The organism is Kitasatospora sp. NPDC085464, from assembly GCF_044541955.1.
Classification (GTDB): domain Bacteria; phylum Actinomycetota; class Actinomycetes; order Streptomycetales; family Streptomycetaceae; genus Kitasatospora.
In genome coordinates, this window is sequence record NZ_JBITTM010000072.1 from 1 (window position 1) to 13,235 (window position 13,235).

Sequence of the window (13,235 nt, forward strand, 5' to 3'; positions counted from 1 at the left end):
CGCCGGACGGGCGTAGGCCACCCGGCCCACGCCCGACAGCAAGATCAACACCTAGTCCAACCGGGTGTCGTACACCTAGATCGTGATAGTCCCCCGTCAGAAGGCGGTCCGTCGACTTCCTGCTGGAGACCGTCACTCGCTTCCCGGACGCCGAGCGCGTGCCGGCTGTGTGTGCGACGCTCACCGTGGTGCTCCCGCCGCGGCGACGCCGTTGAACCTCCTCCGCGAGAGCCCGACGGCTCACGGGGTCACGGGGTGCCGAGGGCGGCTTCCTCCCGGTCGAGGTCGTGCTGGAGGCGGCGGCGGGTGGTGTCGCTGATGCGGTGCTCGTCGTAGAGGCGGTGCAGTTCGGTGCTCTGGATCGCGATGACCTCGTGGCGCAGCTGGCGGTAGGCGGCGTCGGCGGTGGTGCCGTCGGGGGTTTCGGCGCTGCGGTCGAGGCGGGCGGTGAGGCCGCGGCGGACCCGGTCGAGTGCGGTGTCCGGTACGGCTTCGAGTTCGGCGAGGTGGTCGACGTGGTGGAGGGCGGCGCGGTTGAGGGTGTCGCGGGCGTCGTCCTCCTCGCGGGCGGTGTGCTCGGGTTCGAGGGCGAGGCCGGAGCGGTTGACGACGGCGGCGAGGGTGAGGCCCTGGACGACGAGGGTGAAGACGACGACGGCGGTGGTGAGCACCAGGACCAGGGGTCGTCCGGTGAGCTTCGTGCCGTCGTCGGCGAGCAGCGGGATGGACAGTGCGGCGGCGAGCGGCATGACGCCGCGGGTTCCGGCCCAGGTGACCACCCCGGCGACCCGCCAGGAGAGCCGGCCGCGGCCTTGGCTGGGCTTGACGGCGCGGGTCAGCGGCAGCGTGGAGAGCACCCGCACCGCGATCAGTACGGCGGCCAGCGCGAGCGCCTGGAGCGGCCACCAGCCGGTGTCGGCGGGCAGGTCCCGCACGAGGGTGGGCAGTTCCAGGCCGACGATGCTGAAGACGACGCTCTCCAGCAGGAAGACCACCACCGCGTACACGGCGTGCAGCTGCAGCCGGATGTGGGCGTCGGTGAGCCGGTGGCCGGAGCGTCCGAGCAGCACGCCGGCGACGACGACCGAGGTGACGCCGGAGGTGTGTGCGGACTCCGCGAGCACGTACGCCGCGTACGGGGTGACCAGGGCGATCACCGTCTCCAGGACGGGGTCGGTGGTGCGGCGGCGCACCAGCCACACCAGTCCGGCGACGGCGGCGCCGACCACGCTGCCGCCCCCGCCGAGGAGCAGGAACTCGCCGCCCGCCGCGGGCAGGCTGACCGAGGCTCCGACGGCCACCGCGATGCCGACGGCGACCTTGAACAGGACGAGCGAGGTGGCGTCGTTGAACAGGCTCTCGGCCTGCACGAGGACCTGGAGGCGCCCGGGCAGGGCGAGGCGGCGGCCGAGCGCGGTGACGGCCACCGGATCGGTGCTGGAGAGCACGGCGCCGAGCACGAAGGCCATCGCGGGCGGCAGGCCGGCGACGGCGACGGCGGTGAAGCCGACGGCGGCGGCGGAGGCGAAGACCAGCCCGAAGGACAGGATGGTCACCGGCCGCCAGACCGTCCGCAGGTCGCGCAGCGACAGTTCCTCGGCGGAGGCGTACAGGAGCGGGGGCAGAACCACCATGCCGATGATCTGCGGCGGGACGTGCAGCGCGGGGACGCCGGGTATCAGGGCCACCCCGATGCCCGCGAGGACCAGCAGTGACGGCGCCGGCACCCGCAAGCGCCCGGCGAAAGTGGCCACGGCCGTGGCCAGGACGACCAGGACGAGAACGATCGCCACAACGTGCATCGGTGGAAAGACCTCATCGCAAGATCGGGGTCACCGCCGCTGACCGCCGCAGTCGTCCCCCGCGCCGACCAGGCTTCCCGGCACACCTGCGGTCATCTTATCGAAGCATTAGCGCGGCGCGGGCAGGGGCGGAAACGATGGGACGGCGGCGCGCACAGCACGGACGGAGCGTGACCGTCTCGGCTCACGCCGCGCCACCGACCACTCGCCGCGCTCCACCGACAGCAGGCAGTGCACGGCGGTGAGCCGGGAGCGCGGCGACCGCGCCCCCGGTCAGGCGAACTCGCGCAGGCGCGGCCGCACTCCCGGCACGGTCAGGGCGAGCGCCACCGCCAGGGCCGCCGCGCCGACACCCGCAGTCGTGGTGTCGAGATCGTCGTCGCCGTCGGCGACCGCGGCCTCGAAGGCGCGCTGATTGATGGCCTGGTTGCCGTCCAGGGCGGCGCTCAGGACGCCGAAGTCGGCGTTCGACTCCACCACGCCCGGCTGCGCCAGGAGTCTGCGAGCCGGTGACGGGGGGCGCGCGGCCCGGGTGGTGGTGCGGCTGTCTCCTGTCGCGCCGTCTCCGACGCGACCGTCTTCCCCATGACCGCCGTACCGCCCGACGTTCCCGTTGGCATCGCCGCGCGCCCCCTCCCCTGTTTCTCACTGGCCGCCGAACCTTCCCCGGAGGAACCCGCCGGGGGTCGGGGTTCGGCAAACGGTTCGCCGCCAGGCCCCACGCCCGGGCAGCGAACCGTTTCCTCGCAGCTCACACTAGGTACGGCCGAACACTCGTCCGCCCGCCCTGACGAGTCCTTGACGCCGCCGGGGATCATCTTGACGAGGCATTGGCGCAAGATCTGTCCGGGTGGGCGGCCGGGACGCGTCCCGGCCGGGCACCGCCCTTCCAGCCAATGACGTCGGCGAGGTAGGTGCCGGTGTGCTCGGTGAGCTCCGGGCCGAGGGCGCTGGTGATCCGGTAGCGGCCGCCACCCGCGTCCTTGATCGTCCGGCGGGAGTCGGCACCAGTTGTGCTCGCGGGAGGAGCGGTCGAACAGGCCGTGGAACCGCACCGCCCTTGATGCGATCTTGACGACTGCGCAACGACTCGGCCCCCGGGGCGCCGCCGGTCCGCACAGCCGGACGGCGGGCCTCGGGGGCCGAAGGGGTGCACCCGGTGCCGGTGGCACGCGGCACCGGGTGGGTCTGTCGGTTACTGCCCGGGCTTGCGGCCGTGGTTCGCCTTCTTCTTCCGACGGGCCTTCTTCTTACGCGCGCGCTTGGACATCGTGTTCTCTCTCGTGACCGTCGGGTTGCCGCATCGGATGGTGCGGTTCAGGCCGCCTGGCCGACCAGCTGGTCGACGAGCTTGGCCAGGCGCTTCAGCGAGCGCTCCTCCTGGGCGGCGGGCGCGGTGGGCGCGATGGTTCCGCCGTCGAAGTAAGCGCCGTTGGTGACGACCGAGTCCGGCAGGCAGAGCCGCACGACGGCCGCCGCGCCCTCCGCCGCGGGCGCACCGACCCGCCCGTACAGCGGCAGCAGCGCGGTGTCGCACAGGCCCGGGTTGACGCTGACGGCGGTGATGCCGGAGCCGGCCGGAGCCATGTCGGCGGTCGCCATGGTCAGCGCGAGCTGCGACTGCGCGTACGCGGCGACCCGCGAGTACTTCTTCACCCGGTGCGGGTCCGACCAGTTCATCGAGGCGGTGCGGTGCAGGGACGACGACACATTGACGATGCGGGCGTCGCCGGCCGCCGACAGCGGGGCGCGCAGCAGCTTGGAAAGCAGGTGCGCGGCCAGGAAGTTGACCTGCAGCGAGACCTCGTTGCCGTCGTCGGTGAGGGTGCAGCGCTCGGGCGCCATCGCGGCGGCGTTGTTCACCAGCAGGTCCAGCGCCGGGTAGTGCTTGACGACCGTGCCGGCGAGCACCGCGACCTCCGACAGGTGAGTGAAGTCGGCTGCCAGCTCGACGAGTTGGTCCCGTCGGGCACCGGCGGCGACCAGCCGCTCGACGGCCGCCTCGGCCTCCGCGGTGGTGCGTGCGTGCACCAGCACGGTCGCGCCGTGCCCGGCGAGCAGCCGGGCGGTCTCCCAGCCGATCCCGGAGGAGGCGCCGGTGACGAGGGCAGTGCGGGCGGACAGAACAGCGTCGGACATGACCCATCCAAGGGTGGAAGGGCACCCGCGGGGTGCGAAGGCAATGCGGCACGAAGCCGCACGGCCACGGGGCCGCGGGTGCGAAGAGGTGTGATGCGACGGAACGCTCGTCCGCCCCTGCCCTCGGAGCCCGCCGGGACAGGGGACGGACGGCGGTGATCGGCACGGGCACGACGAACGGCACCCGGCCCGTGCACGTCGGCCGGTGACGAGCGGGAAGGAGCTCGGCCCCTACCGGACGGCGGTGACGACCGCGACAGCGACGATCCGCGGCCGACTATGCGGCGGGCGGTCGTGGTGGCGTGTCGAGCGGTGCATGTCCCCCATCAAAGCCTGCCCCGATGCCGGGGGCAAGCTCGTTCACCCTCCCTGACGAAGCCCTGACGAAGCCCTGACGCGCGGTCGACGCATCGTTGACGCCCATGCCCCAACTGCCGCCGGGTTCCCGGAGATCGCCGTCCGGCAACGGGAACCGGTCCCGGCACTGCGCGGCCTCTCGGAGGGCCCGACCGCCTACCGCAAGTCCTGCCGGAGTACTAGGGTGCGTCGGCCCGGTCCGCCGGGCCGGTCGGGACGTCGGGGTGGCGGAACCACGAGCCCTGCACCGCCCGCTGGATCAGCATCAGCACCGCGCCGATCACCAGGGCGCCGATGCCGATCACCGTCACGCCTCCGGTCTCCCCGATGATCGGCAGGTCGATCGAGGTGGCGCCGTAGTCCGGGGCGGCGTACACGTCGAAGGCGCCGTAGACGAAGAAGTAGAGCAGCATCAGACCGCCGAGAAGCGGCAGCACGCCCTTGAAGACGAAGTCCCGGGCGCTGCGGGTCAGGACCCGGCGGTAGTACCACACGCAGGCGAAACCGGTCAGCCCGTAGTAGAAGGCGATGCCGAGGCCGACCGAGGCGATCGAGTCGGCCAGCACGTTGCCGCTGATCGCGGTGAGCAGCACGTAGAAGGCGATCGAGGCGATGCCCATGCCGAGGGTCGACCAGGTCGGGGTGCGGTGGCGCGGGTGCACCCGGGCGAACTGACTGGGGATCGCCTTGTGGGTGGCCATCGAGAAGGCGGTCCGTGCGGTCGGCAGGATGGTGGTCTGGGTCGAGGCGGCGGCCGAGGTCAGCACCATGAAGATCAGCAGCTTGCTGAGGAAGCCGCCGAACCCGCCGGAGCCGAACACCGCGTCGCCGAGGCCGGAGAGCACGTCGCCCTCGTGGTCCGGATTGCCGAGCCCGATGCCCTCGGTTCCGATGCCGGCGAAGGCCTGCGCCGAGGTGGAGACCAGTGTGTAGATGGCCAGCAGGAGCACGGTGGAGATGACCGCCGCCCGTCCCGGGGTGCGGTGCGAGTCGGCGGTCTCCTCGTTGACCGAGACCGCGGTGTCCCAGCCCCAGTAGATGAACACGGCGGCGAGCATGCCGGCCGTGAAGGCGCTGGCGGAGGGCACGTTGAACGGGTTGAACCAGGACCAGCTGACGTGGATCGCGGTCGCCGGTGGGTTGTCGCCGTACGTCTTCACCAGCGCCGTGATCGAGAGGATCGCCAGCATCAGCACCTCGATGCAGAGCAGCCACCGCTGCAGGGCTGCGGAGATCTCGATGCCGACGTAGCAGATCAGCGTCATGACGACGATCCACGCCACGCCGGCAACGGTGGTCCAGGTGGTGCTGGCGGCGAGCGAGTCCAGGCCGAACAGCCGGAACCCGTACACGCCGGCGATCTGCGCCAGGTTCGCCATCACGATGATGTCGGCGACGATGATGCCCCAGCCGCCCATCCACCCGGTGCGCGGGCCGAACGCCCGGGCGCCCCAGGTGAAGGTGGTGCCGCAGTCCGGGTCGGCGGCGTTCAGCTCCTTGTAGGCGTACGCGATCAGCAGCATCGGGACGAACGCCAGGATGGTGATGATCGGCGCCTGCAGGCCCACCCCGACCACGATGATGCCGAGCGTGGCGGCCAGGCTGTACGCGGGGGCGGTGGAGGCCAGGCCGATGGCGACGGAGGAGACCAGGCCGAGCGCGTCGGTCTTCAGACCCTTCTCGCCGACGCCGGAGCCCTGCGCGGACGTCGGCTTGGAGAGATCCGGTCGGCCGGGGGAGGTCGACACCGGGCGGTCCCCCTCTCCGTGATCAGCCGGGGCAATGACCTTCAGGTTAACGCCGACGGCCGTCCGGGGCGCGCCCGGACGGCCGGATCCGTCACGGGTCCGCCGTCCGCCGACCGGCGGCCCGCGTCGGGGATGGGGCGGGCGCCCGCTACTCGAAGGCCCTCAGGGGGTCCTCGCCGTCGGTCCACCGGACGTCGAGCCGCTGGCGGACCAGGAGCCAGCCCGCGGGGCCCCGGCGGAACTCCCAGTCGTAGGGCCCTCCCATGGAGTACGGAGCACCGGCACGCCCGGGTGTGGCGACCGCGGTGAACCACATGCAGCCGATGCCGGTGGCCCGGTCGCCGTCGATGTCGACGTGCAGGTTGAGGATGTGGTGCTGCATGGCCGCGTACGGCGCTTCCGCCTCTTCCACCTTCGCCCGGATCGCCTCCCTGCCGCGGATCGTCTCCCACGGTCCGAACTCCAGGACCGCGTCCACGGCCCAGCACTCGATCCAGGTCTGCCAGTCCTTGCGGTCCAGCGCCCGCCATCCGCGCATCAGGAGGGTGCGCAGCGCCTCCTTGTCCTCCAGGATCCGCAGTCTGCGGGCCAGGTCGTCGTTAGTGGCGCGGTGCGGCACGGCGGGTTCCGTGCCGGAGGCGGTCACTGGGCGCTCGCGGTGGGACGGACGACGATCTCGTTGACGTCGACCCCGGACGGCTGGGAGACGGCGTAGGCCACGGCCCGCGCGATCGCGCCGGCCGGCAGTGCCACGGCGCGGTAGGCCTCCATGGCCTTCCTGGCGACGGGATCGCCGATGCCGTCGGCGAGTTCGGACTCGGTCACTCCCGGGGAGACGAGGGTGACCCGGATGTCCCCGGTCGACTCCTGGCGCAGTCCTTCGGAGATCGCGCGCAGGGCGAACTTGGTGGCGCAGTAGACGGCCGCGGTCGGGGAGACCTCGTACGCGCCGACGGAGGCGATGTTCACGAAGTGCCCGCCGCCCTGGGCGCGCATCAGCGGCAGGGCGGCGGCGATGCCGTGGAGGACTCCTCGCACGTTCACGTCGATCATCCGGTCCCACTCGTCGGTCCTCAGGGCGGTGAGCGGTGAGAGCGGCATCACCCCGGCGTTGTTGACCATCACGTCCAGGCGGCCGAAGCGCTCGCGGGCCGCGGCCACGAAGGCCTCGACGTCGGCCGCGTCCGTGACGTCCAGCCGCCGGAACGCCGCGGTGCCGCCGCCCTCGGTGATCTCCCGGGCCACCGCGTCGAGGCGGTCGGTACGCCGCGCTCCGAGGAGCACGCGGTGGCCGTCGGCGGCGAGGAGACGGGCCGTCGCCTCGCCGATCCCGCTGCTCGCGCCGGTGATCGCCACCACCTTGCCTGTGTCTGTCATGCCTGCTGTTTCCTCTCGCTGTGCGGATCGGTCCTGCCCGACCGAGTCTGGGCAGGACGGCGGCCGCCGACCAGGACGGCCCGTGCCTGGGTGCACCGCACCCGGGCACCGCACCGGCGTCGCGGCCTAACCTGACGGCATGACCGACGACAACCGCCTCGGGGAGTACCTGCGCGCACGCAGGGCGGCCCTGCGACCGCAGGACATCGGCATCGCGAGCCACGGCGTGCGCAGGGTCGCCGGGCTGCGCCGCGAGGAGGTCGCCGTCCTGGCCGGAGTGAACGCCGACTACTACACCCGGCTGGAACAGGGGCGTGAACGCCACCCGTCGGCCCAGGTGCTCGACGCGCTCGGCCGCGCCCTGCACCTGTGCCCCGACGCCCACGCGCACCTGCACCGCCTCGCGGGATCCACCCCGGGCACCAGGCCCACCGGTACCACGGACCGGGTCCATCCCGCCCTCCGGCAGCTGCTGGACGGCTACCCGGCGGCTCCGGCCTTCGTCGTCAACCGGACCCTGGACGTCCTGGCGGCCAACGCTCTGGCCGAGGCCCTGCACTCACCCTTCGAACGGATGGACAACCTGGCCCGCATGACGTTCCTCGATCCGGCGGGCCGCCGGTTCCACACCCGCTGGCGCCGGGCCGCGGAGGCCGTCGTGGCGCACCTGCGCGAGGCGGCCGGTGTCGACCCCGACAACCCCCGGCTGCGGGACCTCACCCGCGGCCTCACCGAGCGGAGCGCCGACTTCGCCGTCCTGTGGAGCAGCCACGTGGTACGCGGCAAGACCCGGGAGGCCAAGCACCTGCTCCACCCCGACGTCGGGCCCCTGGAACTCGCGTACGAGACCTTCGACGTGCGCGCCGAACCGGGCCAGCAGCTCGTCATCTACCAGGCGGAGCCCGGCAGTTCCAGCGCCCGCTCCCTCAGCCTGCTCGGCTCCCTCCACGCCGCCCCGGTCCCGCCCGCCAGGTGACCGCGGCGTCCGGCGGCCATCGGGTTCTTCCAGCACCTGGGCCGCCCGCTCCGCGGACGGACGCCCGGCGCACTGCGAAGCGGCCACCAGCCGCCGATCCCCAAGGCTCGGTACGGAATCCGCCGACGAAGGCACCCCGAAGGCGAGTTTCGCCCATTCCGTCGCACCGCAGGGCCTGCCGAGGGAGGCCCGGGCCGACCATGGAAGTCATCCGCTCCACCCCGGTTCCGGCGTACACCGGCGGATCCGGGCCATGGAAGGAGCACCCGGTGATCCTCGACCCGCACATCCGGTCCACCCGGCCCGATCGGTCGGCCGCAGGCCTCCTGGGCTGCGCCGCCGGCACCTCCGGGGCTGCCACCGGCGGCCCCGCGCAGGAGGCCTGCGGTACGGCAACGCCGCAGGCCCGCGGATTCACAGCACCCGAGAACGACGCATCCACCCTGGAGGTCCACGTGCCCGCGCCCGCACAACGGGAGAACGTACGCTTCGCCAGCGGCGGCACCTCATGCGCCGCCTGGTACTACCCGGGATCCAACGGCGGCTGCGTGATCATGGCCGGCGGGACCTCGGTGACCAAGGAACCGGCCACGGACCTGTTCGCCGCACGCTTCAACGACGCCGGCTTCGCCGTCCTCGCCTTCGATCACCGACGGTTCGGGGAGAGCGGGGGCGCACCACGTCAGGTCGTCCGCTTCGACGAGCAGATCGCCGACTGGCACGCCGCGATCGAGTACGCGGCCACCCTGCCCGACGTCGACCCGGACAGGATCTCGGTCTGGGGCTTCTCACTCGCGGGCGGCCACGTCTTCCGCGTCGCGGCCGATCACCCCCGACTGGCCTGCGCCATCGCACAGACGCCGCTGGTCGACGGGCGCGCCATCGCCCCCCATGCGCTGCGTTCCATGACGCCCCTCGCGGCGCTGCGGCTCTTCGGCCGGGGTGTCGCGGACACGCTCGGGAGCCTCGTCGGCCGTCCGCCGATGCTGGTCCCCACCGCCGGCCCGCGCGGCACCGTCGCCTCGCTCACCACACGCGACGCCATGGACGGCGACCGGGCCCTCGACCCCGAACGCCGCCACACCACCTGGGAGCAGACGGTCGCCGCCCGGATCGCCCTCCAGCTCCCCGGGTACCGGCCCGGTCGCCACGCGTCCCGGATCCGGTGCCCCCTGCTGGTCGTCGTCTGCGACCAGGACCAGAGCACGCTCCCCGGCCCCGCCGTCGGGGCTGCCCGGCACACCCCGAACGCCGAAGTGGTCCACCTGCCAGGCCGCCACTACGCCCCCTTCCTCGAAGCGCACGAACAGGCCGCCCGGACGCAGATCGCGTTCCTGCGCAGGCACTTGGCCCCGCACGTGGCCCGCACGCCGTGACCGACCGGGACGAGGCGAGGGGTTGCCGCCGGACGGCCCGTCCCCGCCCCGTTCCCATCCGTTCCCCGTCTGTCCCGGCTCGCACCGCTCGGCACCGGCTCGCACGGCTCGGCACCGGCTCGCACGGCTCGGCACGGCTCGGCACCGGATGCTCCCGGATCCGGTCCTGCACGCCCAGGGACGGACCCGAGGCCGAACAGTCGTTTCACCAACGGCTGTCCACGCGCCCACGCCCCCACGCCCCCACGCCCCCACGCCCCCACGCCCCCGAACGACATTCCACGAAGGAGAGACCCATGATCCTGGTGACCGGAGCGACCGGCCTGGTCGGCCGTCCGCTCGTGACCGCCCTCGCCGCCGACGGCCGCGCCGTCCGCGCGGTGACCCGCGCCCCCGCGGCCGCCGCGCTGCCCGACGGCATCGAGATCGTCCACGGCGACCCGTCCCGTCCGAGCACGCTCGCCGATGCCCTGAAGGGCGTCACCGCACTGTTCCTGCACCCCAGGGCGGCCGGAGAGGCCGCCGCCGAGCTCGTCGCGCTCGCCCGCGACCGGGGCGTACGCCGCGTGGTCGCGCTGAGCGCGCTCAACATCGACGAGGACCCGGACGACCAGCCCTCCCGGCACCGAGGCGACCGCAACAAGGAGGCGGAACAGGCCGTGACCGCCAGCGGACTGGAGTGGGCCAGCCTGCGCTCCGGCACGTTCGCCGCCAGCAGCCTGCACGCCTGGGGCGCCCAGATCCGAGCCGGTGACGTCGTCCATGGCCCCTACCCGGAGTTCTCCGAGGCGCCGATCCACGAACAGGACCTCGCCGACGTCGCGGCCCGGGCCCTGATCACGGACCGGCCGCTCGGCCGGCTGGAACTCACCGGCCCGCACGCCCTGACCCACGCCCGGATGATCGAGGTGATCGGCGGCGTCCTCGGCCGTCCCCTGACCTACCGGGGCGTACCGCCCGAGGCAGCCGCCGAGGCCCTCCTGCGCCAGGGCGTCGCCGCGCCGTTCGTCGCCGCCCTGCTGGCTCGCTACCGCCGGGAGCTCGGTCGCCCCGCCGTCGTGACCGACACCGTGCAACGGGTACTCGGCCGCCCGGCCCACGACTACGCGACGTGGGTCGCCGACCATGCGGACGCCTTCGCGGCCCCGCCCACGACCGCCGGCTTCACCCCACCATCGAGGTGAGGCCGGATCCCGACGCCCCGCGGATCACCGTCGCACCCAGCCAGGCCCCCACCGTCCTCGTCGTCGCCGACACCGGCGCCGACACCTACAGCGACGCGGGATGCGGCGGTGCGGGGGTGCGTTTGACGGCTCGACTGACGATGGCCGTCTCGATGTGGGTGATGCCCAGGCCGACCAGGTCGCGGGAGAGGAAACCGTAGAGGGCCGTCAGGTCGGGGAAGTACGCGGCGGCGTGCAGGTTCGAGGGGCCCGAGGTCGCGAAGGCGCCGTGGACCGCGGAATGGTCGGCCAGGGCCTGTCCGGCGGCAGCGAGGTGGTCCGGGGGCACGTGCAGCAGGAGTTTGGCCTCGATGGGCAGCCCGAGGCGGCGGGGCTCGACCAGAACCTGGGTGATCAGGCGGCCCTGGGCGGTGAGTCGGGCCAGGCGTCGGCGCACGGTGCTCTCCGGGTGGCCGGTGCGCGCGGCCAGGGCCGCTGCGGGCAGGCGGGCGTCGGGGTCCAGGGCGTCGAGAAGGGTCTGCTCCAGGGGGTCGGTGTCGATGCCGTAGGGGCCGGGGGAGCCGGTGCCCGGGCCGGCGGCGGTCGCTTCGGGGGCCGGCGCGGCCCGGCTCAGTGCCGCGCGTTCGGCTGCGGTCAGCACCTGGTGGCGCCACTCGGAGGTGAGCCGGAAGACGTGCAGGATCGTGGCGCTCTCCAGGGAGGTGACCGCCTGGGTGGAGGGCAGTTGCCGGAAGACCAGCGGGTCGCGTGAGCCCGGCTCGGTGCGGGCGACCGCGAAGATCTCGTCACCCGAGGTGGTGATATCGATGAACGGGATGTCCTCGCGCGCGGCGAGCGCGGCGACGATCGTGTCGAGCTTGCCGCGTAGGACCCGGATACGCAGGAACAGCGCCCCGGCCGAGCCGCCGTTGCGCGGTCGCGCCACCGGTGAGACCACCACCCGCAGGGTGCCGTCGGCGCCGAGCGCCTGCAGACGGCGCCGCACGGTGGCGGGGCTGAGCCCCAGCACCTGGGCCGCCCGCTCCGCGGACAGACGCCCGTCGCACTGCAAGGCGGCCACCAGCCGCTGATCCACAAGGCTCAGTACGGGATCCGCCGACGAATGCACCATGAAGGCAAGTTTCGCCCATACCGCCGCACCGCAGGGCCCGTTCCTGAAATCACGACCCCAGCAGAAGGGCCGTCAGCCCGGCAGTCGCGGAAGAAAGGCCCGAACCGGCAGCCGAGTTGACGGAACCTCATGCCCGCGTGTGCGGCGGTGACTCCTGCGGGGCCGCCGTACCCACCGTAGGCGGGCGCCGCTCAGGTGTTCTCCCCCGCCCGGTCGACCCGGTCGCCGCGCCCTGGGGGCGGACGGCGACAGGCGCAGCCCCTCTGTTGCTCTGCTCGGACAGCAAAGGTCGGACAGCAGAGAACTGATGGGGCCGCGCCCGCGCGTCAGCGTGCGTCCCGGCGGGGCCGGGGCGACGGCTCTGTCAGGAGTGCCGCCAGGTGACGGGGAACGCGTCGCTCTTGAGCGTGCCGGTGGTGGCCAGCGTCGTCGTCCTCCGGGTGACGGTGGACGCGTGGGTGGCGTAGTCGCCGATCGGCCGGCCGTCGACGGTGACGCCGGTGAACTGCAGCGGGCCGAACTTCGCCAGGGTCGGCACGGAGCCCGAGCCGATGGGTTCGATGATGGCCTCGGCGTTGACGGAGGTCGCGGTGGCGAGGTACTTCCGGAAGGACTTCGTCCAGCCCTGGGTGGTGTCGCTCAGGGTCAGCGTGTACCAGTGCCCGCCTTCGTCGGTGACGGTGCCGGTCATGGAGTCGCCGGCCTGGACGGGTTCGGCGAAGTAGATGCTGTCCTGCGGGTACATCTCGACCCACGTGTTGTACTGTGCCCGGCCGGTCGTGCAGTCGAGGTCGACGCCGATCTGCTCGACGGTGTCGCTGTCCCACCCGTCCAACCCGACCCAGGGGGAGGCGATTCCGCGGTTGTTGGTGCAGTCGAGCGCCGGGATGTTCCAGGTGCCCGATATCGTCGTGAACGTGGAGCCGTAGGTGATGTAGCCACCCCAGATGTTGTCCGCGTGCTTGCGGGAGTGGTCGCTGCGGTGGCTCGCCGTGGCGGCGGCCGGGGTTGCCGCGCTCAGGGCGGTTGCGAGGCCGACGGCCGTGGTGACGAGCAGGGCGAGTGTGCGGGTGTGGGGGCGGGCGGTCATGGGGTCCTCTCCGAGTGGCGGACGGGTGCCGGACGCGGGTCAGGCACCGCCCCCGGGCGGGGCCGGGGGCGGCAT

The 13,235-nt window shown here is 73.0% G+C and carries 11 protein-coding genes; 3 read left to right on the top strand and 8 right to left on the bottom strand.

Annotated features, from left to right (window positions below; genetic code table 11):
* Positions 1-248 precede the first annotated feature (248 nt).
* The 6 genes from ACIGG8_RS39170 to ACIGG8_RS39195 all read right to left on the bottom strand — a co-directional run bounded on the left by ACIGG8_RS39170 (position 249) and on the right by ACIGG8_RS39195 (position 7,423).
* Positions 249-1,802 (bottom strand): Na+/H+ antiporter, encoded by a 1,554-nt coding sequence (locus tag ACIGG8_RS39170; RefSeq protein WP_396553367.1) that lies wholly within the window; start codon positions 1,800-1,802, stop codon positions 249-251.
* A 273-nt stretch (positions 1,803-2,075) separates the two neighbouring features.
* Positions 2,076-2,279, bottom strand: coding sequence for a hypothetical protein (locus ACIGG8_RS39175; protein ID WP_396553368.1), 204 nt, complete (start codon positions 2,277-2,279; stop codon positions 2,076-2,078).
* Positions 2,280-3,119: 840 nt separating this feature from the next.
* Complete coding sequence (locus tag ACIGG8_RS39180; RefSeq protein WP_396553369.1) at positions 3,120-3,941, bottom strand: SDR family NAD(P)-dependent oxidoreductase; 822 nt, start codon at positions 3,939-3,941, stop codon at positions 3,120-3,122.
* A gap of 536 nt (positions 3,942-4,477) precedes the next feature.
* Positions 4,478-6,046: an APC family permease gene (locus ACIGG8_RS39185; protein WP_396553370.1), complete on the bottom strand. Its 1,569-nt coding sequence runs from the start codon at positions 6,044-6,046 to the stop codon at positions 4,478-4,480.
* 148 nt (positions 6,047-6,194) lie between these two features.
* The gene (locus ACIGG8_RS39190) at positions 6,195-6,665 is read right to left on the bottom strand and encodes a nuclear transport factor 2 family protein (protein ID WP_396553371.1); all 471 of its coding nucleotides are present in this window, start codon (positions 6,663-6,665) and stop codon (positions 6,195-6,197) included.
* Between the two features lie 23 nt (positions 6,666-6,688).
* The gene (locus ACIGG8_RS39195; RefSeq protein ID WP_396553372.1) at positions 6,689-7,423 is read right to left on the bottom strand and encodes an SDR family oxidoreductase; all 735 of its coding nucleotides are present in this window, start codon (positions 7,421-7,423) and stop codon (positions 6,689-6,691) included.
* Between the two features lie 139 nt (positions 7,424-7,562).
* On the opposite strand from ACIGG8_RS39195, the gene ACIGG8_RS39200 reads away from it, so the two are divergent.
* The 3 genes from ACIGG8_RS39200 to ACIGG8_RS39210 all read left to right on the top strand — a co-directional run bounded on the left by ACIGG8_RS39200 (position 7,563) and on the right by ACIGG8_RS39210 (position 10,959).
* Positions 7,563-8,399, top strand: coding sequence for a helix-turn-helix transcriptional regulator (locus tag ACIGG8_RS39200; protein WP_396553373.1), 837 nt, complete (start codon positions 7,563-7,565; stop codon positions 8,397-8,399).
* A 200-nt stretch (positions 8,400-8,599) separates the two neighbouring features.
* On the top strand, positions 8,600-9,775 hold the full coding sequence (locus ACIGG8_RS39205) for an alpha/beta hydrolase (RefSeq protein WP_396553374.1): 1,176 nt from the start codon (positions 8,600-8,602) through the stop codon (positions 9,773-9,775).
* A gap of 296 nt (positions 9,776-10,071) precedes the next feature.
* The gene (locus tag ACIGG8_RS39210; protein WP_396553375.1) at positions 10,072-10,959 is read left to right on the top strand and encodes an NAD(P)H-binding protein; all 888 of its coding nucleotides are present in this window, start codon (positions 10,072-10,074) and stop codon (positions 10,957-10,959) included.
* 85 nt (positions 10,960-11,044) lie between these two features.
* On the opposite strand, the gene ACIGG8_RS39215 is transcribed toward ACIGG8_RS39210, so the two are convergent.
* Together ACIGG8_RS39215 and ACIGG8_RS39220 are read right to left on the bottom strand one after the other, a co-directional pair.
* Positions 11,045-12,070, bottom strand: a complete 1,026-nt coding sequence (locus ACIGG8_RS39215) for an Lrp/AsnC family transcriptional regulator (protein ID WP_396553376.1) — start codon at positions 12,068-12,070, stop codon at positions 11,045-11,047.
* 364 nt (positions 12,071-12,434) lie between these two features.
* A complete protein-coding gene (locus ACIGG8_RS39220) occupies positions 12,435-13,160 on the bottom strand; it encodes a G1 family glutamic endopeptidase (protein ID WP_396553377.1) in 726 nt (241 codons plus the stop codon).
* Positions 13,161-13,235: the final 75 nt, after the last annotated feature.

What these genes read in the sequence shown, in the direction of transcription:
- ACIGG8_RS39210 (WP_396553375.1), top strand. Translation starts at nt 10,072, where the DNA reads ATGATCCTGGTGACCGGAGCGACCGGCCTGGTCGGCCGTCCGCTCGTG.
- ACIGG8_RS39220 (WP_396553377.1), bottom strand. Translation starts at nt 13,160, where the DNA reads ATGACCGCCCGCCCCCACACCCGCACACTCGCCCTGCTCGTCACCACG.
- ACIGG8_RS39200 (WP_396553373.1), top strand. Translation starts at nt 7,563, where the DNA reads ATGACCGACGACAACCGCCTCGGGGAGTACCTGCGCGCACGCAGGGCG.
- ACIGG8_RS39180 (WP_396553369.1), bottom strand. Translation starts at nt 3,941, where the DNA reads ATGTCCGACGCTGTTCTGTCCGCCCGCACTGCCCTCGTCACCGGCGCC.
- ACIGG8_RS39205 (WP_396553374.1), top strand. Translation starts at nt 8,600, where the DNA reads ATGGAAGTCATCCGCTCCACCCCGGTTCCGGCGTACACCGGCGGATCC.
- ACIGG8_RS39215 (WP_396553376.1), bottom strand. Translation starts at nt 12,070, where the DNA reads ATGGTGCATTCGTCGGCGGATCCCGTACTGAGCCTTGTGGATCAGCGG.
- ACIGG8_RS39170 (WP_396553367.1), bottom strand. Translation starts at nt 1,802, where the DNA reads ATGCACGTTGTGGCGATCGTTCTCGTCCTGGTCGTCCTGGCCACGGCC.
- ACIGG8_RS39195 (WP_396553372.1), bottom strand. Translation starts at nt 7,423, where the DNA reads ATGACAGACACAGGCAAGGTGGTGGCGATCACCGGCGCGAGCAGCGGG.